Here is a 23,065-nt window from a genome sequence, read left to right as displayed (position 1 = left end):
CGTGGGCGAAAAGAGTTCGCTTGCCGGGGTGGTGCTCGCCGGCGGCGCATCGCAACGGATGGGCCGCGACAAGGCCAGCCTCCCCGTCCCCGCCTCCGCCGGTTCCAACGCGACCACGATGGTCGAGCACGTCGTCGGCGTCCTGCGACAGCGCTGCGACCCCGTCCTGGTGATGGCCGCCCAGGGGCAGCCGCTGCCCGAACTCGAGGCGCGCGTGATGCGCGACGAGCTGCGCGGCCTGGGGCCGCTGCCGGCGACCGGACGGGCATTGCGCGCGGCGGCCGAGGCCGGCGCCCCGCTCGCCTTTGTCTGCGCCGTCGACATGCCTTTCCTGGCAGTCGAACTCATCGACGACCTCACCCGCAGGGCGCAGGAGACGGGCGCGGAGGTGGTGCTGCCGTGGGACGGCCAGGACCACTATCTCGCCGCGGTGTACCGGACCGATCTGGCCGACCGGGTCGACGCCTTGGTGGCGGCGGGGGAGCGCAAGATGCGCGCCCTGGTGGACGCCTCGGACGCGCAGCGCATCGTCACGACGGATTCGCGGTCGCTGACCAACGTCAACACCGACGCCGAGCTGCGCGCCCTCGCGCGGCCCCGCAGCTGAGGGCACCCGGGCCCCCTGCGGCGCCGGATGAAATCTGGGTAAACCCCTTGAACACGGCGCCGATGCGCGCCAATCAGTAAGACTTCGTGGCGATTTCGCGGCTGGAGATCGAAATGCCAAGCCTAGCAGGCGAATTGGAACCCGAGCTCAGCGACTCTTGCGGCTGTTCGGGCGCATTGAAACAGCATGACCGCATGCGGGACATTGTGGAAATCGCCTTCCGGACAGCGTATTTCGTTCTTATCCCGACTCGCCGGCGACGCGCCACGACCGGTGTGCGTTATTTGAACAATGCAAGTTACGCGGCGGCGCAAGGCAATTCGCTCGTATGTTCGCCCCCCGTGTGTGACGTAAACCCGTAACTTGTTGTAGTGTGCGGTGCTTCGCAACGGCGGAATCGAGTCCGATACGGCCGCAACGTTGTAAACGACCGGGGCAAATACGTGGGCCAGTTCACAAAATGGGCGTGATTCGGCTCACGCTGTGAAAGCTTTTGCATTTGTTGGGTACTCGCCGGAATCGCGCGGCTGACCTGCCAAAAGTGCGAGGCTACCGCGTCGTGATCACCCCGTTACCGAACGGAGATATCCGTTTTCCGAAGATGACGAATGCCGTCGGGTCTCGTACGGTCCCTCTTAGCCCGCAACGGGTTACGGAAGAGTAACTGAAAACAGAATCACGGACCCGCGTGTGAGCGGGGCCGCGGACGGCGAAGTCCCGTCCGTGGCCGGCGGTAGTACCCCGCCGGGCGATTCGAGCCCACCGCTGTCGTGCCAGGACAAGCCGGCACGTCCCGAAGCAGGTTTTCGCACCAACCAAACACCGTCAGCCCACCCCCGTGGGCTTGCTTTGGCGCGCGCGCACCGCGAAAGGAAAGATATTGAAGAACGTCCGTAAGACGCTCGTTCTTGCCGCGGTCACGGGCACCCTCGTGACCATCCCGTCGGCCAGCGCCAGCGCGGAGGCCACGGGTTTCGACCCCAACATGGCGCCCGTCGGGGCTCCGGACGCCCCGCCGCCGCCGGCGCCGGACGCCCCGCCGCCGCCGGCCCCGGACGCACCTCCGCCGCCCCCGGCGCCGGACGCGCCGCCGCCGGCCCCCGCGGCCTTCGACCCCAACGTGCCGCCGCCTCCGGCCCCGGACGTGCCGCCGCCCCCGCCGGTGCGGGCGTACAGCGTCAACTGGGACGCCATCGCGCAGTGCGAGTCGGGCGGTAACTGGGGGATCAACACCGGGAACGGTTTCTCCGGTGGCCTGCAGTTCACCTCGAGCACCTGGCACGCCAACGGCGGCAGCGGCTCGCCCCAGAACGCGAGCCGTGAGGAGCAGATCCGGGTGGCCGAGAACGTGCTGCACTCGCAGGGCATCGGCGCTTGGCCGGTCTGCGGGCGTCGCGGCTGATCATCGGACAACGCAGTAATAAGTAGTGCCGGGCCACGGGCCCGGCACTACTTATTTGCGGGAGGGGTAGCGTCGGGCCCGTGACCGCAACGCCGCGCGAATTCGACATCGTGTTGTACGGGGCGACCGGCTTCGTCGGGAAGTTGACCGCCGAATACTTGGCGCGGTCGGCGCCCGGCACGCGGGTCGCGCTGGCCGGTAGGTCAACCGAGCGGTTGCGCGCGGTCCGGGACACCCTGGGCGAGTCGGCGCAGTCCTGGCCGCTTGTCACCGCCGACGCCTCATCGCCCTCGACGCTCGACGAGATGGCGGTCCGCACCCAGGTCGTCATCACCACGGTCGGGCCCTACACCCGCTACGGGCTGCCGTTGGTGGCCGCCTGCGCCGCCGCGGGCACCGACTACGCCGACCTGACCGGTGAGCCGCCGTTCATCCGCGACAGCATCGACTCCTACCACAAGCAGGCCGCCGACACCGGCGCCCGCATCGTGCACTGTTGCGGATTCGACTCCGTTCCTTCGGATCTCACCGTGTACGCGCTGTATCTCGCGGCCCGCGACGACGGTGCGGGGGAGCTGGCCCGCACCGACTTCGTCGTGCGCTCCATGTCCGGCGGACTGTCGGGCGGCACCATCGCGTCGCTGCTGGAAGTGTTGGACACGGCGTCGCGGGATGCCGACGAGCGGCGCCAGCTCTCGGACCCGTACACGCTGAGCACCGATCGCGCCGCCGAACCGGAGTTGGGCCGCCAGCCCGACCTGCCCTGGCGTCGAGGCCGTGACATCGCGCCCGAACTGGCCGGGGTGTGGACCGGCGGATTCATGATGGCACCCGTCAACACCCGAATCGTGCGGCGCAGCAACGCATTATTGGACTGGGCCTACGGCAGGCAGTTCCGGTACAGCGAAAGCATGAGCCTGGGCTCGTCGCCACTGGCGCCGGTGGGATCCGCCGTCCTGAGCGGCGTGGGCAACGCCACGATGGAACTGGGCAGCCGTTATTTCCGGCTGCTGCCCCGCAAGCTGCTGGAACGCGTCCTGCCCAAGCCGGGTACCGGTCCGAGTGAGGCGGCGCGCGAGCGTGGCTACTACCGGATCGAGACCTACACCACCACGACCTCCGGCACGCGGTACGTCGCACGCATGGAGCAACGCGGCGATCCGGGTTACAAGGCGACCGCGGTGCTGTTGGGGGAGTGCGCCCTTGCGCTCGCATTCGACCGCGACAAGCTGTCGGCGCTGCGCGGCGTCCTCACGCCCGCGGCCGCGATGGGTGATGCGCTGCTGGACAGGTTCCCCGCCGCCGGTGTGACCTTGCAGGTCGACCGGTTGGGGAAGTGACCCGGCTCACCTGCAGTTTGGGCACTTACATTCAGGTGAGCGGCGCTCCCTAGAATTGACGGGTGACCGCCAGCCGCAGCCCCGCCACCGACCTGCCCAAGTCGTGGGATCCCGCTGCCGCCGAAGACGCGATCTACCAGAAATGGCTCGACGCGGGCTACTTCAAGGCCGACGCGGCCAGCGCCAAGCCCGGCTACTCGATCGTGCTGCCCCCGCCGAACGTCACCGGCAGCCTGCACATGGGCCACGCGCTCGAACACACCATGATGGACGCCCTGACCCGTCGTAAGCGGATGCAGGGATACGAGGTGCTCTGGCAGCCGGGCACCGACGCGGCCGGCATCGCCACCCAGAGCGTGGTGGAACGGCAGCTCGCGGTCGACGGTAAGACCAAAGAGGACTTCGGCCGGGAACTGTTCGTCGACAAGGTGTGGGACTGGAAGCGCGAGTCCGGCGGCGCCATCGGCGGCCAGATGCGCCGGCTGGGCGACGGGGTGGACTGGAGCCGCGACCGGTTCACCATGGACGAGGGCCTGTCGCGGGCGGTGCGAACGATTTTCAAGCGGCTCTACGACGCCGGGTTGATCTATCAGGCCGAGCGGCTGGTCAACTGGTCGCCGGTGCTCGAGACCGCGATCTCCGACCTCGAGGTCAACTACCTCGACGTCGAAGGCGAGCTGGTCTCGTTCCGCTACGGCTCGCTCGACGATTCGCAACCCCACATCGTGGTCGCCACCACCCGGGTCGAGACGATGCTGGGCGACACCGCGATCGCGGTCCATCCCGACGACGAGCGGTACCGCCACCTGGTGGGCACCACCTTGCCGCACCCGTTCGTGGACCGTCAGCTCCTCATCGTCGCCGACGAACACGTCGACCCCGAATTCGGCACGGGCGCGGTCAAAGTCACCCCGGCGCACGACCCCAACGACTTCGAGATCGGGCTGCGGCACCAGCTGCCGATGATCTCGATCATGGATACCAAGGGCCGAATCGTCGACACCGGAACGCAATTCGACGGCATGGACCGCTTCGAGGCCCGGGTTGCGGTGCGCGAGGTGCTGGCCGGGCAGGGCCGCGTGGTCGAGGAGAAACGACCTTACCTGCACAGCGTGGGCCATTCCGAGCGCAGCGGCGAGCCGATCGAACCGCGGCTATCGCTGCAATGGTGGGTGCGGGTGGAATCGCTGGCCAAGGCCGCCGGTGACGCTGTCCGCAACGGGGACACCGTCATTCACCCCGCCAGCCTGGAGCCACGCTGGTTCGCCTGGGTCGACGACATGCATGACTGGTGCATCTCCCGGCAGCTGTGGTGGGGACATCGCATCCCGATCTGGTACTCACCGGACGGCGAACAGGTATGCGTCGGGCCCGACGAGACCCCGCCGGAGGGCTGGGAGCAGGATCCGGACGTGCTGGACACCTGGTTCTCGTCGGCCCTGTGGCCGTTCTCCACGTTGGGCTGGCCGGAAAAGACTCCCGAGCTGGAAAAGTTCTACCCCACAAGCGTTTTGGTGACCGGATACGACATCCTGTTCTTCTGGGTCGCCCGGATGATGATGTTCGGCACCTACGTGGGGGGCGACGACACGATCACCCTCGGCGGCCGTCGCGCCCCGCAGGTGCCGTTCACCGACGTGTTCCTGCACGGCCTGATCCGCGACGAATTCGGCCGCAAGATGAGCAAGTCCAAGGGCAACGTCATCGACCCGCTGGACTGGGTCGAAACGTTCGGGGCCGACGCGCTGCGGTTCACGCTGGCCCGCGGCGCCAGCCCCGGCGGTGACCTCGCCGTCAGCGAGGACGCCGTCCGCGCGTCGCGCAGTTTCGTCACCAAGTTGTTCAACGCCACCCGGTTCGCGCTACTGAACGGTGCGCGCCCGGCGCCGCTCCCCGATCTCGCCGACCTGACGGACGAGGACCGCTGGATCCTGGGACGGCTGGAGGAGGTTCGTGCCGAGGTCGATTCGGCGTTCGACGTTTACGAGTTCAGCCGGGCCTGCGAGGCGCTCTACCACTTCACCTGGGACGAATTCTGTGACTGGTACGTCGAATTGGCGAAGACACAGCTCTCCGAGGGGATCACGCACACCACCGCCGTGCTCGCCGCCGTTCTCGACACGCTGCTGCGGCTGCTGCACCCCGTCATCCCGTTCGTCACCGAGGCGCTGTGGCAGGCGCTGACCGGCGGGGAGTCCCTGGTGATCGCCGACTGGCCGGCGCCGTCCGGCATCGCGTTGGATAGCGTTGCCGCGCAACGCGTCAACGATTTGCAGCGGCTTGTCACCGAGGTTCGCCGGTTCCGCAGCGATCAGGGGCTGGCCGATCGACAGAAGGTGCCGGCCCAGTTGGCCGGCGGTGGCCACTTGAGCGCGCAGGTGATGGCCCTGACCTCGCTGACCGCCCCGGGTGCGGATTTCAATCCCTCTGCGTCCCTTGAGGTTCGGCTCGGCGCCGACACCATGGTCGTCGAAATCGACACCTCGGGCACCATCGACGTGGCCGCCGAACGCCGCCGCCTGGAGAAGGACCTCGCTGTGGCGCAGAAGGAGCTGGCGTCCACCACCGCCAAACTGGCCAACGAGGACTTTCTGGGCAAGGCCCCGCAGCACGTCGTCGACAAGATCCGCGACCGCCAGCGGGTGGCCCAGGAGGAGACCGAGCGCATCAACGCCAGGCTGGCTGCGCTGCAATGACGTCCGAGCAGCCCGACTGGGCACCGAGCACCGGCCTGGCGCCCACCCCGGACGAGATCGCCGCCCTGCTGCAGGTGGAGCACCTGCTGGATCAGCGCTGGCCGGAGACGAAGCTCGAGCCGAGCCTGACGCGGATCAGCGCCCTGATGGACTTGCTCGGCTCACCCCAACTGGCCTATCCCTCGATCCACATCGCCGGCACCAACGGAAAGACGTCGGTGGCGCGCATGGTGGACGCGCTGGTGACCGCGCTGCACCAGCGCACCGGGCGGACCACCAGCCCGCACCTGCAATCGGCGGTCGAGCGCATCGCCCTCGACGGACGGCCGGTCACCCCCGCCCAATACGTGGCGACCTACCGGGAGATCGAGCCGTTCGTCCAGATCGTCGACGGCCAGTCGCAGGACGCGGGCGGCCCGGCGATGAGCAAGTTCGAGGTGCTGACGGCCATGGCGTTCGCGGCGTTCGCCGACGCGCCCGTCGACGTGGCGGTGGTCGAGGTCGGCATGGGCGGGCACTGGGACGCCACCAACGTGATCAACGCGCCGGTGGCGGTCATCATGCCCGTGGGGATCGACCATGTCGAATACCTCGGCGGCGACCTTCCCGGCATCGCCGGCGAAAAGGCCGGCATCATCACGAAGGCGCCCGAGGGCGCACCCGACACCGTCGCGGTCATCGCCCGGCAGGCGCCCGAAGCGATGGAGGTGCTGCTGGCCCAGGCCATGCGCGCCGACGCCGCCGTGGCCCGCGAGGGATCGGAGTTCGCGGTCCTGGGCCGCCAGATCGCGATCGGCGGTCAGGTGCTCGAACTGCAGGGCCTCGGCGGGGTGTACTCGGACATCTACCTGCCGCTGCACGGGGAACACCAGGCCCACAACGCGGTGGTGGCACTCGCGGCCGTGGAAGCCTTCTTCGGCGCCGGCGCCCAGCGGCAACTCGACGTCGAGGCGGTGCGGGCCGGTTTCGCCGCCGTCACCAGCCCCGGCCGGCTCGAACGCATGCGCAGCGCGCCCACCGTGTTCATCGACGCCGCGCACAATCCGGCCGGCGCGGCCGCGCTGGCGCAGACCCTCAGCGACGAATTCGACTTCCGATACCTGGTCGGCGTCCTCAGCGTGATGGCGGACAAGGACGTGGACGGCATCCTCGCCGCCCTGGAGCCGGCGTTCGACGCCGTGGTGGTGACCCATAACGGGTCCCCGCGGGCGCTGGACGTCGAATCGCTCGCGGTGGCGGCCGCGGCCCGGTTCGGACCCGAGCGGGTCACCACCTCCGAGAACCTGCGCGACGCCATCGACGCCGCCACCGCGCTGGTCGACGACGCGGCGGTGGATGGGGAGGCCGAGGCCTTCTCCGGCACCGGGGTCGTCATCACCGGCTCGGTCGTCACCGCCGGGGCGGCGCGGACCCTGTTCGGTCGTGATCCGGAATGACCGACGAAGACCCGGCCCCGCCGGCCGACCCGTGGCGCAGCTTCGGCGCGGTGATGGCCGCCACGCTGCTCCTGGAAGCGATCGTGGTGCTGCTGGCGATCCCCGTGGTGAGCGCGGTCGGCGGCGGGCTGACCTCGGTGTCCCTGGGCTACCTGGTCAGCGTCGCCGGGCTGCTCATCGTGCTGGGCGGGGTGCAGCGCAAACCCTGGGCGATCTGGGTGAACCTGGCCGCTCAGCTGCTCCTGCTCGCCGGCTTCGCGGTGTACCCGGGCGTGGGATTCATCGGGGTGCTGTTCACCGGCTTGTGGGCCTTGATCGCGTACTTCCGGGCCGAGGTGCGGCGCCGGCAGCCGTAGGGCCCGGTCGCCGCCCGGCCGATCGGCGCCCGGTTCTGTACGCTGTCCGCCGTGACCGAACGGACCCTGGTACTGATCAAGCCGGACGGCGTCGAGCGGCAGCTGGTGGGGGAGATCATCAGCCGCATCGAGCGGAAGGGCCTGACCATCGCCGCGCTGGAGCTTCGGCGCGTCGGCGGGGACCTGGCCGCCGCGCATTACGCCGAACACGAAGGCAAGCCGTTCTTCGAATCCCTGCTGGAGTTCATCACCTCGGGGCCGGTGGTGGCCGCGATCGTCGAGGGACCGCGCGCGATCGCCGCATTTCGGCAGCTCGCGGGCGGTACCGACCCGGTCGAGAAGGCCACGCCCGGCACCATTCGGGGCGATTTCGGGCTGGAGACCCAGTTCAACCTGGTGCACGGGTCGGACTCGCCGGAGTCCGCAAAGCGCGAAATCGCGCTCTGGTTTCCCGACGCCTAGCGACCCAGCTAACGGCGCGCTGACGGCCGGTTTGCTCGGGGGCGGCTTGGCCCGCCGAGTGATGTGGGATACTGACGGAGGGTGAACGTCGCCGGACCGGTGTCGGACACCCGAATGAAGACTTAGACAAGCGCGATCATCGCCACCGGCGTTGGTGCGCGGCATGTCAGGCCATCATTCAGCACGGCGCCGAGTGCGTTCCCCGCGAACCGCTCGGGGCGAGACCATCACAAGTCCGGGGGAAGCCACCCGGACCCATAGCGAAGCCCTCGCGTGGCCGCGTCGCAAGGACGCGCCCGGGGGCTTGAGGAGAATACGTGGTAGACGGTGCACCATCTGCAGAGTCATCCGAAGAGCCGACCGGGCACGACGAACTGCCGGACCGCCTGAGAGTTCATTCGCTGGCACGAACGCTGGGAACCACCAGCCAGCGGGTGCTGGACGCGTTGAGCGCACTCGACGGGCGGGTACGCAGCGCGCACTCGACCGTGGACCGCGAAGACGCCGTCCGGGTGCGTGATCTGCTGGCCGCCCAGCCCGACGGCGGCGCCGAAAGCGCCGCCGACGCCGCGAGCGCTGCAAACGCCGAGGCCGCTGCCGAGGAACCCGAATCCCGGTTGATGCTGGAGACCGCGACCGAGCGGCCGCATTACATGCCGCTGTTCGTCGCCCCGCAGCCGATATCGGAAGACGAGGACGACGGAAGCGCCGACGAGGGCTCCGATTCGGACTCCGACTCCGACGATTCCGACTCCGACGACGAAGACGACGAGCAGGCCGATCGGCCGGCCAACCGGCGCCGCCGGCGGGGCCGCCGTGGCCGGGGCCGGGGCCGCGGTGAGCAGGGCGGATCCGACAATCAAGACGGCGGTGAGGACGACGAGCCGCAGCAGCAGCGGGGCCAGAAGGCCGGCCGTGACGATTCCGCCGACGCCGAGGACGACGACGACTCCGACGACTCCGATGACTCCGACGCCGGTGACGACGGCTCCGCGGAAGGCGGCAACCGCCGTCGCCGCAGGCGCCGGCGGCGCAAGTCGGGTGCAGGCGGCGACGACGGCGACGAATCGCCGTCCCCAGACGACCCGCCGAACACGGTGGTGCACGAGCGGCCGCCCCGCAACGGCAAGAACGGCGGCGACGGCTCGTCGAATGCCGAGATCAAGGGCATCGACGGCTCCACCCGGCTCGAGGCCAAGCGGCAGCGGCGCCGCGACGGCCGCGACGCCGGGCAGCGCCGCCCGCCGGTGCTGACCGAGGCGGAGTTCCTGGCGCGCCGGGAGGCCGTCGAACGGATCATGGTCGTGCGCGACAGGGTTCGCAGCGAGCCGCCGCATCAGGGGGCGCGGTACACCCAGATCGCGGTGCTCGAGGACGGCATCGTCGTCGAGCACTTCGTGACGTCGGCCGCTTCCGCCTCGCTGGTCGGCAACATCTACCTCGGGATCGTGCAGAACGTCCTGCCCTCGATGGAGGCGGCGTTCGTCGACATCGGCCGCGGCCGCAACGGCGTGCTCTACGCGGGCGAGGTCAACTGGGAAGCCGCCGGGCTGGGCGGGTCCGACCGCAAGATCGAACAGGCGCTCAAACCGGGCGACTACGTCGTGGTCCAGGTGAGCAAGGATCCCGTCGGGCACAAGGGCGCCCGGCTGACCACCCAGGTGTCGCTGGCCGGCCGCTACCTGGTCTACGTGCCCGGCGCGTCGTCGACCGGGATCAGCCGCAAGCTGCCCGACACCGAACGGCAGCGGCTCAAGGAGATCCTGCGCGAGGTTGTCCCGTCCGACGCCGGGGTGATCATCCGCACGGCGTCCGAGGGCGTCAAAGAGGACGACATCCGCAACGACGTCACCCGCCTGCAGGAGCGCTGGAAGCAGATCGAGGCCAAGGCGGCCGAGATCACGGGGAAGGCCGCCGGCGCCGCCGTCGCGCTGTACGAGGAGCCGGACGTGCTGGTCAAGGTGATCCGCGACCTGTTCAACGAGGACTTCGCCGGCCTGGTCGTCTCCGGCGACGACGCGTGGACGACCATCACCGAATACGTGAATTCCGTTGCGCCCGATCTAGTTTCGAAGCTCAGCAAGTACGAGCCGCCCAGCGGGCCGGAGGGGCAGCCGGGCCCCGACGTGTTCGCGGTGCATCGCATCGACGAGCAACTCGCCAAGGCGATGGAGCGCAAGGTGTGGCTGCCCTCGGGCGGCACGCTGGTGATCGACCGCACCGAGGCCATGACCGTCGTCGACGTCAACACCGGCAAGTTCACCGGCTCCGGCGGCAACCTCGAACAGACCGTCACCAAGAACAACCTGGAGGCGGCCGAGGAGATCGTCCGGCAACTGCGGCTGCGCGACATCGGCGGCATCGTGGTCATCGACTTCATCGACATGGTCCTCGAGTCCAACCGCGACCTGGTGTTGCGGCGGCTGACCGAGGCGCTGGCCCGCGACCGCACCCGCCATCAGGTGTCGGAGGTGACGTCGCTGGGCCTGGTCCAGCTCACCCGCAAGCGGTTGGGCACCGGGCTGATCGAGGCCTTCTCGACGTCATGCACGCACTGTGGCGGCCGCGGGATCGTGCTGCACACCGACCCGGTGGACTCGGCGCCGTCGAACGGGCGCAAGTCCGAGGGCGGTGGGCGCCGCGGCAGGCGCTCGAAGAAGAACCGGGCCGAGGAGCCGGTGGTGGCCAAGGTGCCCGCCCACGCCCCGGGCGAGCACCCGATGTTCAAAGCCATGGCCGCCGGCGGCTCCGCGCAGACCGATCGTGCCGACGAAGAATCCGACGAATCCGCGGTGGAAGCCACCGACGAGCTCGACGAGCAGAAGCGGCGCGACCTGGCCGACGTGGAGGACACCGACCAGGAGGACTTCGAGGAGTCCGACGACGACACCGATGACGACACCGACGAAGACGACGAGCTCGACGACGAGGACGACGAGGACGACGACGAGGACGAGGACATCGACGACGAGGAAGACCTCGGCGATGACGACGACGACCTCGAGATGGACGACGACGACCTGGACGTCGAGGACGACGACTCCGAGGACTCCGACTCCGACGGTCCAGACGGCGGGCCGGCGTTCGGGCGTCCGCGTCGGCGCCGCGCGGCGGGCCGGCCGGCCGGTCCGCCCATCCACGCGGACTGACCTGGCCCGGTTTGACCCTGTAGCCGCTGGTCAAGTACCCTAGGACAGTTGTCGCCAGGCCGGTTGGGCTTTGGCCGGTGACGGCGGGACTCCCGGGCAGTCGGCGCGGACCCGCAACCCAGACCCACCACGCGCACCGCCGGTGGCTCGCGCGCGAAGCGCCGACCAAGCGGCTGAGCAGAGGAAAGAAGGCAGGAGCAACGATGGCGACCTACGCAATCGTCAAGACGGGCGGCAAGCAGTACAAGGTCGCCGTCGGGGACGTGGTCAAGGTCGAGAAGCTCGACTCCGACCCGGGCGCGAACGTGTCGCTGCCCGTCACCCTGGTGGTGGACGGCGCGAAGGTGACCACCGACGCCGCCGCGCTGGCCAAGGTCGCGGTGACCGGCGAGGTGCTCGAGCACACCAAGGGTCCGAAGATCCGCATCCACAAGTTCAGGAACAAGACCGGCTACCACAAGCGTCAGGGACACCGTCAGCAGCTGACGGTCCTGAAGGTCACCGGAATCGCGTGATGAGCCGTCCGGCGAAGAACAGACAACACTGAGCGGGAGACCACATAAATGGCACACAAGAAGGGCGCTTCCAGCTCGCGCAACGGTCGCGATTCCGCAGCCCAGCGGCTGGGCGTGAAGCGATTCGGCGGCCAGATCGTCAAGGCCGGCGAAATCATCGTTCGCCAGCGGGGCACCAAGTTCCACCCCGGCGTGAACGTCGGGCGCGGCGGCGACGACACGCTGTTCGCCAAGGCGGCGGGGGCCGTCGAGTTCGGCGTCAAGCGCGGACGCAAGACCGTCAACATCGTCGCGGCCGGCCAGACCGCCGACTGACCACCGCGAGCGTGCGCTCGCAGTAGTCGCACGTTCGGCGTGGGGAAGGACCCACGATGCCCCGGTTCGTCGATCGCGTCGTCATCCACGCCCGCGCGGGCTCCGGCGGTAACGGCTGCGCGTCGGTCCATCGCGAGAAATTCAAGCCACTGGGCGGTCCCGACGGCGGCAACGGCGGCCGCGGCGGCAGCATCGTGTTCGTCGTGGACCCGCAGGTGCACACCCTGCTGGACTTCCACTTCCACCCGCACGTCACCGCGCCGTCGGGCAAGCAGGGGATGGGCAACAACCGCGACGGCGCGGCCGGTGCGGACCTGGAAGTCAAAGTCCCCGACGGCACCGTCGTGCTGGACGAAAACGGCCGCCTGCTGGCCGATTTGGTCGGCGCGGGCACCCGCTTCGAAGCCGCGGCCGGCGGCCGTGGCGGCCTGGGTAACGCGGCGCTGGCGTCGCGCGCCCGTAAGGCCCCCGGCTTCGCGCTGCTCGGCGAACAGGGCGAAACGCGGGACCTGACCCTCGAGCTCAAGACCGTCGCCGACGCCGGCCTCATCGGGTTCCCCTCGGCCGGCAAATCCTCACTGGTGTCGGCGATCTCGGCCGCCAAACCCAAGGTCGCGGACTACCCGTTCACCACCCTGGTGCCGAACCTGGGCGTGGTGTCGGCGGGCGAGCACACCTTCACCGTCGCCGACGTGCCGGGCCTGATCCCCGGCGCTTCCCAGGGCCGCGGCCTGGGCCTGGATTTCCTTCGCCACATCGAACGCTGCGCCGTGCTGGTGCACGTCGTCGACTGCGCCACGGCGGAGCCGGGCCGCGACCCGATCTCCGACATCGAGGCGTTGGAAGCCGAACTCGCCGCGTACAAGCCCACCCTGCAAGGGGATACGACGCTCGGAGACCTCGCGGAACGGCCCCGGGCGGTTGTGCTCAACAAGATCGACGTGCCCGAGGCGCGCGAGCTCGCCGAGTTCGTCCGCGACGAGATCGCCGAGCGCGGCTGGCCGGTGTTTCTCGTATCGACGGTCTCGCGAGAAGGTCTGCAGCCGTTGATTTTCGGGCTCTGGCGGATGATCTCGGAGTACAACGCGGCCCGGCCGGCGATCGTGCCGCGGCGCCCGGTCATCCGTCCGGTCCCGGTCGACGACAGCGGCTTTGCCGTCGAGCCGGACGGCGAGGGCGGCTTCCTCGTCACCGGCGCCCGGCCGCAGCGATGGGTCCGCCAGACCAACTTCGACAACGACGAAGCCGTCGGCTATCTCGCCGATCGCCTGGCCCGGCTGGGCGTCGAGGAGGAGCTGCTGCGCCTCGGCGCCCAACCCGGCTGCGCCGTGACGATCGGCGACATGACGTTCGACTGGGAGCCGCAAACGCCTGCGGGACAACACGTTGCGATGTCCGGGCGGGGCACCGACGTGCGGCTGGAACGCAGCGAGCGCACCGGCGCCGCGGAACGCAAGGCCGCCCGGCGTCAGCGTCGGGAGCGCGGCGACGACCCCGGTGAGCGGTCGTGAGTGCGCATCGCGACGCGATACGGACCGCGCGCAGCCTGGTCGTCAAGGTCGGGACCAACGCCCTGACCACGGCCGCCGGTGTGTTCGACGCCGGTAGGTTGGCCGGGCTGGCCGACGCCATCGAGTCGCGGATGAAGGCGGGCACCGACGTCGTCATCGTGTCGTCGGGCGCCATCGCCGCCGGGATCGAGCCGCTCGGATTGACCCGGCGCCCCAAGGATTTGGCGACCAAGCAGGCCGCGGCCAGCGTCGGGCAGGTCGCACTGGTGAACGCGTGGAGCGCGGCGTTCGCCCGCTACGGCCGTACGGTGGGGCAGGTGTTGCTGACCGCGCACGACATCTCGATGCGGGCCCAGCACACGAACGCCCAGCGCACCCTGGACCGGTTGCGCGCCCTGCACGCGGTCGCGATCGTCAACGAAAACGACACGGTGGCCACCAACGAGATCCGGTTCGGCGACAACGATCGGCTTTCGGCGCTGGTGGCTCACCTCGTCGGCGCCGAGGCCCTGGTGCTGCTCTCCGACATCGACGGCCTGTACGACTCCGATCCGCGAAAAACCAAGGGCGCGAGATTCATTGCGGAGGTGTCCGGCGCGGCGGACCTGTCCGGTGTGGTCGCCGGCCCGGGCAGCCACCTGGGCACCGGCGGGATGGTGTCGAAGATGTCGTCGGCCTTGCTGGCCGCCGACGCCGGGGTGCCGGTCCTGCTGGCCGCCGCGGACGACGCCGCGACCGCCCTCACGGACGCCTCGGTCGGCACGGTGTTCGCCGCACGGCCCGCTCGGATGTCGGCCCGGCGGTTCTGGGTCCGCTACGCCGCCGAGGCCGCCGGGGTGCTGACCCTCGACGAGGGCGCCGTGCGCGCGGTGGTGACCCAGCGCCGCTCGCTGCTGGCCGCCGGGATCATCGCGGTGGCGGGCCGGTTCTACGCCGGCGACGTCGTCGAACTGCGCGGACCGGACGCGGCCATGGTGGCCCGGGGCGTGGTGGCCTACGACGCCGCGGAACTGGCGACCATGATCGGCCGGTCGACCTCCGAGCTGCCGGGCGAGCTGCGCCGGCCCGCCGTGCACGCCGACGACCTGGTGGCGGTCTGAACCGGGTCAGGTGAACGGGTTGCTGTTGTCCTGCCACGCCGCCGATTCCGGGCGCGGCCCGAACCGGCGCGCGTAGTCCTCGTGCATCCGCGCCTGTTTCTTGTTCTTGAGCACGTCGACCATGTTCGGGTCGAGGCCGTGCTGGGCGAGCCGGTGCCGGCGCCACACCTTGTTCAACGCCAGCGTGATCAGCAGGGCCCAGATGTACAGCGGCGCCGTCATCTCCGTGTGCACATACAGCGAAGCGGGTAGCAGCCAGAACGGCGCCAGTACGAACAGCGGCGGGATTGCCCACCGGATCATGTGCCGGCGCACTGCTCCCTTGCCGGCGAGATCGTTGGCGACCCAGTCGCGCATCGAGCTGGGCAGGCAGCGCCCGTACGAGTAGCCGATGTATTGCCACACGTTGGGTTTGGTGGTGGTCATGGTTCCCATCTTGTCCTCGTCCTGTCGCGGGCGCATCAGCGCACGGGCTTGAGATAGAGCGCACCCCAGACGATCTCGGCGAGCGTCGCGGCCAGTTCCGGATCGTATGCGGGTGGCTTCACGGGGAGCTCCTGCTGGCACGCCCGCTCGACCATCCAGGTCAGCGCGCCGGCCGTGGTGGTCGCCGGCAGCTCCGGCCGGATCGAGCCATCGGCCTGGCCCTCCTCGATCACCCGGGCCATCCGCCCGGTGACCGCGGTCAGCAAATTGCGGTAGGTCGCCGCGACCAGCGGGTCGTAGCCGGCCATCTCGTTGAGCGCGACCAGCACCGGCTGGTGCCGGCGATAGCTGGCGATGATGCCGTCCATCGCGGCGCGGACGTCACTGGGATCGTGGCGCCCGGCCACCGCCCACCAGCGCTCCGCGCTGTCGGCGAGGTCGGCGAACACCTGGTTGGCCAGGCGGCGCAGCAGGTGGCCCTTGTCCTCGAAGTAGATGTAGAAGCTCGCGCGGGAAATGCCGGCCGCGCTCGACAGCCGGTCCACGCTGAGCTCGGTGAAGCTGGCGCCGTCGCGCATCAGCCGCTCGGTCGCGTCCAGCAACCGGCGCTCGATCTGCTCTCGCCGCTGCTGGCGTTCCTGTTCCCGGTTGGCCTGCGGCTTGCGGGTGACCGATGGCATTCTCCCAGCATAGACCCTGCTTCGACAACTTGACTAGACATCATGTCTAGGAATAGTGTCGCAGGCGGATTTGTGACCGGGGTCATACGCGACGGAGGACCATCATGACCGTGCTGACCGGAAAGTCGGGCACCGAGCAGCCCGGCCGCCCCTACGACCCCATCGACCTGTCCTCCCGCGCGTTCTGGGCGACGACCGCGGCCGAGCGGGAAAAGTCGTTCGCCGTGCTGCGCGCCGAGCGGCCGGTGAGCTGGCATCCGCCCGTCGAAGACGCCCTGATGCCCGATCCGGCGGACCCCGGCTACTGGGCCATCACCCGGCGCGCCGACATCGTCGCGGTCAGCCGCAACAACGAGGCGTTCCTGTCCGGCCGGGGCGTGATGTTCGAGAACATCCCGGTGGAGCTGCTCGAAGCATCCCAGTCGTTCCTGGCGATGGACCCGCCGCGGCACACCAAGCTGCGCAAGCTGGTCAGCGCCGCGTTCACCCCGCGCCAGGTGCGCCGCATCGAGGAGTCGATCCGGGCCAACGCCCGCACCATCGTGGCAGAGCTGCGCGCCGCCGGCAGCGGGGCGGACTTCGTCGACCACTGCGCCAAGGAGCTGCCCATCCGCACGTTGTCGGACATGGTCGGGATCCCCGAATCCGAGCGTGAGCACATGGCGGCCGCCACCGACGCCATGGTGTCCTGGGCCGACCCGGCCTACCTCGACGGCCGCCACCCGATGGAGGTGTTGTTCGAGCACCAGACCTACGTGCACCAGGTGGCCGGGGAGCTCGCGGTCCAGCGCCGCGAGCATCCCGGCGACGACCTGATCAGCGGCCTGGTGAACGCCGAGGTCGACGGTGAGCGGTTGACCGACGCCGAGGTGGCCGCCTTCTTCGTGCTGCTCTCCGTGGCGGCCAACGACACCACCCGGCAAACGACCAGCCACGCGATGAAGGCGCTCACCGATTTCGGTGATCAGCGGGCGTGGTTGCTGGAGGATTTCGACAGCCGGATCGGCACGGCGGTCGAGGAGTTCGTCCGGTGGGCCTCCCCGGTGATGACCTTCCGCCGCACGGCCGCAACGGATTTCGAGTTGGGCGGCCAGCAGATAGCGGCGGGGGAGAAGGTGGTGATGTTCTACCCGTCGGGCAACTGGGACACCGAGGCGTTCGACCATCCGGAGCGGTTGGACCTGAGCCGCAGCCCCAACCCGCACGTCGGCTTCGGCGGCGGCGGCGTGCACTTCTGCCTCGGGGCGCACGTCGCCCGGGCGCAGCTGCGGGCGATCTTCGGCGAACTGCTGCGGCAGCTGCCGGGCATCGAGGCCGGCGATCCGACCTACGTGGCGGGCAATTTCGTGCACGCCGTCCGCAGCATGCCCTGCACGTTCTAACGCGTTGCCAGCGGCGACAATTCGTCGGCCAACAGGGTCAGTAGCTCGGAACAACCGCCGTCGACCTTGACCGTCGCCAGCTCATCGCCGCGGGTGTCGCCGCGGTTGACGATCGCGATCGGCCTGCCCAGCGCGGCGGCGTGCCGCACGAATCGGTAGCCGGAGAACACCGTCAGCGACGAGCCGGCGACCAGCAGGGCATCGGCCTCGTCGACCAATGAATACGCTTGAGCAACAACCTCTTTGGCGACGTTTTCGCCGAAGTAGACGATGTCCGGCTTGAGCATGCCGCCGCAGCGCGGGCAGTCGAGGTAGCGAAAATTCGCGGTGTCGCCGACGACGGCGTCGGCGTCGGGGGCCACCGCCAGGTCGCCGACCGCTTCGGCCCGCTCGATGAAGCCCGGGTTGAGCGCTTCCAGCCGGTCGGCCAGCGCGGCGCGGCTCATGGTGTAGCCGCAGCTCAGGCAGACCACCCGCGCGTAGGTGCCGTGCAGGTTGACGACGTTGACGCTGCCGGCCTTGGTGTGCAGCAGGTCGACGTTCTGGGTGATCACGCCCGTCACCACGCGGACGCGCTCGAGTCGCGTCAGCGCGCGGTGCCCGGCGTTGGGCTGGGTGTCGTCCATGTGCCGCCAGCCGACGTGGTTGCGCGCCCAGTACCGCTGGCGGAACACCGGATCCGAGGTGAACTGACGGATCGTCATCGGATTGCTGGGTGGCGAATCGGGCCCGCGGTAGTCGGGAATCCCGGAATCGGTGGACAGGCCCGCGCCCGTCAGCACCGCGATCCTGCGACCGGCCAGCAGCGCGACCAGCTCCGGCGATTCGGCGCGGCGGGTGGTCACCCCGTCCAGCGTACGGGGCCTAAGGCAGGCAGTCGGCGGCCGTGGTGAGCTCCGCGGACATGTTCCGCTCCATCATTTTGCACGCGGCCTCGGCCAGCCCGGTGTCGATGCCGGCGACGGCGTCGGTCGCGATCACGACGGGAAAATGGCGCACGTAGGCGTCGAGCGCGGTGTAGAGGATGCACTGCTCGGTGACCTGTCCGGCGATGACCAGCCGCTTGGTCTCCAGCCGGTTCAGCAGATACGCCAGCGCGGTCGCGTAGAACGCGCTGTGGCGCACCTTGGTCATCACCCGGCAGTCCCCGGCGGGAAGGATCGGCTTCACCAGATCGGGCCGGGCGCCGTCCAGCGCGGCGTTGACGATGTCGGAGAACTGGGCGGCGAAGTCGCCGTAGTTGTCGTTGACGTAGATCAGGTCGACCTTCTCGGATTCGCGTGCGCGGCGGACCAAATCGGTCAGAGGGTCGATGATCTTGCCGACATTGGGTATCAGTTCCTCAGCATCGGGGTGCTCATAGGTGTTCATCATGTCGACCACCACGACGGCAGTATCGCTCATGATGGAGGTAATACCCGGCGGCAACGGGTTGACACCGGTCAGGCGACAATGGAAGGGCGATGGACTTCTACAACGCTTACAGCCAGGGCTTTGTCCGGGTCGCCGCGTGCACCCATCACACCACGATCGGCGATCCGGCGGCCAACGCGGAGTCGGTCTTACGGCTGGCGCAAGAGTGCCACGAGGACGGCGTCGCCGTGGCCGTGTTCCCGGAGCTGACGCTGTCGGGGTACTCCATCGAGGACATCGTCATGCAAGACCTCTTGCTCGACGACGTCAAAGCCGCCGTCGAGACCATCGTCGCGTCGTCCAGCGATCTGCTGCCCGTGCTGGTCGTCGGCGCGCCGCTGCGCTATCGGCATCGGATCTACAACACCGCGGTGATCATCCACCGCGGCGCGGTCCTCGGGGTGGTGCCGAAGTCGTACCTGCCCACCTACCGGGAGTTCTACGAGCGCCGCCAGATCGCCGCCGGAGACGACGAGCGCGGCACCATCCGGATCTGCGACGCCGAGGTTCCGTTCGGCCCGGACCTGTTGTTCGCCGCGTCGGACATCGCCGACTTCGTGCTGCACGTCGAAATCTGCGAGGACATGTTCGTGCCGATCCCGCCCAGTGCGGAGGCGGCGTTGGCGGGCGCGACGGTGCTGGCGAACCTGTCCGGCAGCCCCATCACCATCGGCCGGGCCGAGGACCGCTGCCTGTTGGCCCGCTCGGCATCGGCGCGGTGCCTGGCCGCCTACGTGTACGCGGCCGCGGGCGAGGGCGAATCGACCACCGACCTGGCGTGGGACGGGCAAACCATGGTGTGGGAGAACGGCGAACTGCTGTCCTCCTCCGAGCGCTTCCCCAAGGGCGAGCGACGCAGCGTGGCCGACGTCGACCTCGACCTGCTGCGCTCGGAACGGCTGCGCATGGGGACGTTCGACGACAACCGGCGCCACCATCGCGGGCCGGCCGAGTCGTTCCGGCGCATCGCTTTTCGGCTGGACCCGCCGGGCGGCGACATCGGACTGCGTCGCGACGTCGAGCGTTTCCCGTTCGTTCCCGCCAACCGCGAACGGCTGGAACAGGATTGCTACGAGGCCTACAACATTCAGGTTGCCGGGCTCGAGCAACGGTTGCGGGCCCTGGACTATCCGAAGATCGTCATCGGGATCTCCGGCGGCCTGGACTCGACGCACGCGCTGATCGTCGCGGCCCGCGCGATGGACCGGGAAGAGCGGCCGCGCAGCGACATCCTGGCGTTCACGCTGCCCGGCTTCGCGACCGGAGATCGGACCAAGCGCAACGCGATCGAGTTGTGCCGCGCGCTGGGTGTGACGTTCGAGGAGATCGACATCACCGAGACCGCGAAGCTGATGTTCGCCGAGATCGGCCACCCGTTCGGGCGCGGCGAGAAGGTCTACGACGTCACCTTCGAGAATGTCCAGGCCGGCCTGCGCACCGACTACCTGTTCCGGCTGGCCAACCAGCGCGGCGGCATCGTGCTCGGCACCGGTGACCTCTCCGAGCTGGCGCTGGGCTGGTCGACGTACGGGGTGGGCGACCAGATGTCGCACTACAACGTCAATGGCGGCGTCCCCAAGACGCTGATCCAGCACCTGATCCGCTGGGTCATCTCGTCCGGTCAGTTCGAATCCGACGTCACCGACGTGCTGCAGTCGGTGCTGGACACCGAGATCTCCCCGGAGCTCGTTCCGAGCGGCGAGGAGGAAGAGTTGCAGAGCAGCGAGGACAAGGTCGGCCCCTATGCGCTGCAGGACTTTTCACTCTTCCACGTGCTGCGCTTCGGCTTCCGGCCCTCGAAGATCGCGTTCCTGGCCTGGCACGCGTGGAGCGACCCCGACCGTGGCAACTGGCCGCCGGGATTCCCCGAGGAAAAGCGACCGACCTACTCGCTGAAGGAGATTCGGCACTGGCTGGGCGTTTTCGTGCAGCGGTTCTACTCGTTCAGTCAGTTCAAGCGCTCGGCGCTGCCCAACGGCCCGAAGGTGTCGCACGGCGGCTCGTTGTCGCCGCGCGGCGATTGGCGCGCCCCGTCGGACATGTCCGCCCGTATCTGGCTCGACGAGATCGAGCGGCAGATCCCCGAGGAATAGCGCGTTGCGGGCCCGCCCGGCAGCGCCGGACGGGCCCCGGGCGTCCGCTCACGCCCGCGCGCGGCGCCAGCCCTGGTACTGCAGCTCGGCGAACACCAGCGTGTAGGCGCCGGCCGCCAGGTTCAACGCGACGCCCGCCGAGGTCAGTGGGAAGACGTCGGTGAGCACCAGCACGACGGCGGCCACCGTGTACGCCACGTTGGCGATGATGACGGCCATGCCGGCGCGCAGGACCGACGGCCGCGCGGCGAGCGCGAACACGACCACGCCGTAACCGATCAGGAACGCGCCCATGGCGTACTCGAACGCCTTCGTCGTGCCCGAGAGCTCGGCGAGCCGGCCGGCCAGCGGGATACCGGCCAGACCGACCAGTCCGCTGATGGCGGCGTCGGCACGCATGGCAAGGCGAAGCAGCCCGTCGCGGGTGCCGGTGCGGTCAATCGTGGTGGCGGACATGATGTTCCTTTCGTCGATGGCTTGAACGCCTCCGACGCTGCCCGTTGACCACTGCCAGATCGACGCCAGACGCTGCCAACTGCTGCCAACCGCAGGTCAGGCCAGTGATTCGAGCGCCGCGTCGATGGCTTCGGCATCCGGCGCGCAGTCCCCGGCGCCGGCCACCAGCGTCGCCAGCGCGCCCGCGGCGCTGGCCCGCCGCAACGCCTGCAGCCGCTGGGCGGGCGTACCCGGGTTGGGTGGCCAGCTTCCGGCCAGCACTCCCGCGAACACGTCCCCGGCCCCGGTGGTGTCCACCGCCGTCACCGCGGGCGCGGGCACCACGAACTCGCCGTCGGCGCCCGCGTACCGCGCGCCGCGCGCGCCCAGCGTGGTGACCAGGTGGGCGGGTCGCCACGGCCACTCGCGGGCCTCGGCCTCGTTGGCGATCACCACATCGGCCAGGTCGGCAAGGTCGGACAACGAGCCCCGGTCCTGGCCGGCCGGCGAGGCGTTGACGATGACGACCGTCCCCGCCGCGCGAGCCTGCCGCGCCGCCTCCACCGCCGCCGCCACCGGAATTTCCAACTGCGTCAATAAGACGTCGCAGCCGGCGATGGCCGTTCGTGCGGCGGCGCCGTCCAGCGACAGCCGCCCATTGGCGCCCGGCGCGACCACGATGGTGTTCTCGGCGTCGGCGTCGACGACGACGATCGCCGTGCCGCTCGAACCGGGCACCTCGGCCGTGGCGTCCAATCCCACGCCGTTGTCCCGCAGGTGCGCGCGTAACCGTTCGGCGGCCGCGTCGTCGCCGACGGCCCCCACGAACTGCACCCGCGCGCCCGCCCGGGCCGCCGCCACCGCCTGATTGCCACCCTTGCCGCCCGGTGCGTAGGTCAACTCCGACGCCAGCACCGTCTCGCCGGGGCGCGGGAGCGCGTCGACGCGCAGCGACACGTCCATGTTGACGCTGCCGACCACGCAGACTCGTGGCATCAGCCGTTGCCCGGGCCAAAACGTTTGCGGTGACGCCGTTTTGGGGCGTGCGTCAGCATCCGCACTCCTCGCCCCGCCACGCCTCGACACCCTCCCGGACCGCGACGCCGGCGATCGCGAGCCCCACCACCGGGTCCACCCACCAGCCGCCCGGCCACACCGCGAGCACGACCAGCGTCAGCAACACCGCAGCGGATTGCGCGGCGCACAGATAGTTCTGGGTGCCCTCCCCGGCGGTGGCCCGCGAGTCCAGACGCCTGGCGAGCGTGCGCTTGGCCCAGCCCAGCAGGGGCATCAACACCAGCGCAACGGCGGTCAACACCATCCCGATCACCGTCGTTTCGGGGCGGGCCCCGGAAAGCAGGTTGCGGACCGATTCGAACGCGATGTAGGGCGCGATGAGCCAGAACGAAATGGCCACCCCGCGTTGCGCCCGCCGCTCGGAGGTCTCCGACAGCGTGCGTGAACCCGAGAACCGCCAGACGACGATCGCACTGGCCAGGCCCTCGACCGCGCTGCCGAGCGCCCAGCCGATCAGGGAGACGGATCCGGCGTTGAACCCTTGCCACAGGCCGAGGGCGCCCTCCGCGCACATCCAGAGCAGGCTCGCCCACGCGAGCCATCTCGCCCAGCGCGCCGCCCGTATCCATTCGGCGTCGCGCTTTGCATCCCGGACGGTTGTCAGGTCGGTGGCGCCGTGGCCGCAACCGTCCGCGCAGCCGTCGCTCATAGCGCAAGGATAAGTGCCCGC

21 protein-coding genes are annotated in these 23,065 nt (G+C 69.5%); 14 read left to right on the top strand and 7 right to left on the bottom strand.

Going from position 1 to position 23,065, the window contains the following annotated elements:
* Position 1 precedes the first annotated feature (1 nt).
* The 12 genes from mobA (at position 2) to proB (ending at position 14,889) form a co-directional block, all read left to right on the top strand.
* On the top strand, positions 2-607 hold the full coding sequence (gene mobA / locus A5730_RS09935; RefSeq protein ID WP_082946787.1) for a molybdenum cofactor guanylyltransferase: 606 nt from the start codon (positions 2-4) through the stop codon (positions 605-607).
* Between the two features lie 880 nt (positions 608-1,487).
* Positions 1,488-2,009, top strand: a complete 522-nt coding sequence (locus tag A5730_RS09930) for a transglycosylase family protein (RefSeq protein ID WP_067899612.1) — start codon at positions 1,488-1,490, stop codon at positions 2,007-2,009.
* An 80-nt stretch (positions 2,010-2,089) separates the two neighbouring features.
* Complete coding sequence (locus A5730_RS09925) at positions 2,090-3,349, top strand: trans-acting enoyl reductase family protein (protein WP_067898936.1); 1,260 nt, start codon at positions 2,090-2,092, stop codon at positions 3,347-3,349.
* Between the two features lie 62 nt (positions 3,350-3,411).
* On the top strand, positions 3,412-6,045 hold the full coding sequence (locus tag A5730_RS09920; protein ID WP_067898934.1) for a valine--tRNA ligase: 2,634 nt from the start codon (positions 3,412-3,414) through the stop codon (positions 6,043-6,045).
* Complete coding sequence (locus A5730_RS09915; RefSeq protein WP_067898931.1) at positions 6,042-7,481, top strand: folylpolyglutamate synthase/dihydrofolate synthase family protein; 1,440 nt, start codon at positions 6,042-6,044, stop codon at positions 7,479-7,481. The genes A5730_RS09920 and A5730_RS09915 overlap by 4 nt, the downstream gene beginning before the upstream one ends.
* Positions 7,478-7,837, top strand: coding sequence for a DUF4233 domain-containing protein (locus A5730_RS09910; RefSeq protein WP_067898928.1), 360 nt, complete (start codon positions 7,478-7,480; stop codon positions 7,835-7,837). Before A5730_RS09915 ends, A5730_RS09910 begins: the two co-directional genes overlap by 4 nt.
* A gap of 51 nt (positions 7,838-7,888) precedes the next feature.
* Positions 7,889-8,299, top strand: coding sequence for a nucleoside-diphosphate kinase (ndk, locus tag A5730_RS09905; RefSeq protein WP_067821003.1), 411 nt, complete (start codon positions 7,889-7,891; stop codon positions 8,297-8,299).
* Positions 8,300-8,616: 317 nt separating this feature from the next.
* Complete coding sequence (locus A5730_RS09900; protein WP_082946786.1) at positions 8,617-11,448, top strand: Rne/Rng family ribonuclease; 2,832 nt, start codon at positions 8,617-8,619, stop codon at positions 11,446-11,448.
* Positions 11,449-11,651: 203 nt separating this feature from the next.
* Complete coding sequence (gene rplU, locus A5730_RS09895) at positions 11,652-11,963, top strand: 50S ribosomal protein L21 (RefSeq protein ID WP_067898924.1); 312 nt, start codon at positions 11,652-11,654, stop codon at positions 11,961-11,963.
* 48 nt (positions 11,964-12,011) lie between these two features.
* Entirely contained in the window at positions 12,012-12,278 is a 267-nt protein-coding gene (rpmA, locus tag A5730_RS09890) for a 50S ribosomal protein L27 (RefSeq protein ID WP_055400110.1), read from the top strand.
* A gap of 56 nt (positions 12,279-12,334) precedes the next feature.
* Complete coding sequence (gene obgE, locus A5730_RS09885; protein ID WP_067898921.1) at positions 12,335-13,789, top strand: GTPase ObgE; 1,455 nt, start codon at positions 12,335-12,337, stop codon at positions 13,787-13,789.
* A complete protein-coding gene (proB, locus tag A5730_RS09880; protein WP_067898918.1) occupies positions 13,786-14,889 on the top strand; it encodes a glutamate 5-kinase in 1,104 nt (367 codons plus the stop codon). The genes obgE and proB overlap by 4 nt, the downstream gene beginning before the upstream one ends.
* A 6-nt stretch (positions 14,890-14,895) precedes the next feature.
* On the opposite strand, the gene A5730_RS09875 is transcribed toward proB, so the two are convergent.
* Entirely contained in the window at positions 14,896-15,315 is a 420-nt protein-coding gene (locus A5730_RS09875; protein ID WP_055400184.1) for a DUF5313 domain-containing protein, read from the bottom strand.
* Positions 15,316-15,350: 35 nt separating this feature from the next.
* On the bottom strand, positions 15,351-15,995 hold the full coding sequence (locus tag A5730_RS09870) for a TetR/AcrR family transcriptional regulator (RefSeq protein ID WP_067898915.1): 645 nt from the start codon (positions 15,993-15,995) through the stop codon (positions 15,351-15,353).
* A gap of 104 nt (positions 15,996-16,099) precedes the next feature.
* On the opposite strand from A5730_RS09870, the gene A5730_RS09865 reads away from it, so the two are divergent.
* Positions 16,100-17,377, top strand: a complete 1,278-nt coding sequence (locus tag A5730_RS09865) for a cytochrome P450 (protein WP_067898912.1) — start codon at positions 16,100-16,102, stop codon at positions 17,375-17,377.
* On the opposite strand, the gene A5730_RS09860 is transcribed toward A5730_RS09865, so the two are convergent.
* Both A5730_RS09860 and A5730_RS09855 read right to left on the bottom strand, forming a co-directional pair.
* Positions 17,374-18,222 carry an NAD-dependent deacetylase gene (locus A5730_RS09860; RefSeq protein WP_067898909.1) on the bottom strand — a complete coding sequence of 283 codons (849 nt, stop codon included), beginning with the start codon at positions 18,220-18,222 and terminating at the stop codon, positions 17,374-17,376. The two genes, A5730_RS09865 and A5730_RS09860, sit on opposite strands and share 4 nt — an antisense overlap.
* A 19-nt stretch (positions 18,223-18,241) precedes the next feature.
* Complete coding sequence (locus A5730_RS09855; RefSeq protein WP_067898906.1) at positions 18,242-18,781, bottom strand: cysteine hydrolase family protein; 540 nt, start codon at positions 18,779-18,781, stop codon at positions 18,242-18,244.
* A gap of 59 nt (positions 18,782-18,840) precedes the next feature.
* Between A5730_RS09855 and A5730_RS09850 the strand changes: the two genes are divergently transcribed.
* Positions 18,841-20,883: an NAD(+) synthase gene (locus A5730_RS09850; RefSeq protein ID WP_067898902.1), complete on the top strand. Its 2,043-nt coding sequence runs from the start codon at positions 18,841-18,843 to the stop codon at positions 20,881-20,883.
* Positions 20,884-20,931: 48 nt separating this feature from the next.
* Here A5730_RS09850 and A5730_RS09845 read toward each other — a convergent pair whose 3' ends face one another.
* The 3 genes from A5730_RS09845 to A5730_RS09835 form a co-directional block, all read right to left on the bottom strand.
* Entirely contained in the window at positions 20,932-21,339 is a 408-nt protein-coding gene (locus A5730_RS09845; RefSeq protein WP_067898899.1) for a hypothetical protein, read from the bottom strand.
* Positions 21,340-21,435: 96 nt separating this feature from the next.
* Positions 21,436-22,314, bottom strand: a complete 879-nt coding sequence (locus tag A5730_RS09840) for a ribokinase (protein ID WP_067898896.1) — start codon at positions 22,312-22,314, stop codon at positions 21,436-21,438.
* A 52-nt stretch (positions 22,315-22,366) separates the two neighbouring features.
* Positions 22,367-23,044, bottom strand: a complete 678-nt coding sequence (locus A5730_RS09835; RefSeq protein ID WP_082946785.1) for a cation transporter — start codon at positions 23,042-23,044, stop codon at positions 22,367-22,369.
* Positions 23,045-23,065 lie beyond the last annotated feature (21 nt).

This window comes from Mycobacterium sp. ACS4054 (assembly GCF_001667275.1).
Classification (GTDB): domain Bacteria; phylum Actinomycetota; class Actinomycetes; order Mycobacteriales; family Mycobacteriaceae; genus Mycobacterium.
This window is presented reverse-complemented; position numbering and strand designations above follow the sequence as displayed.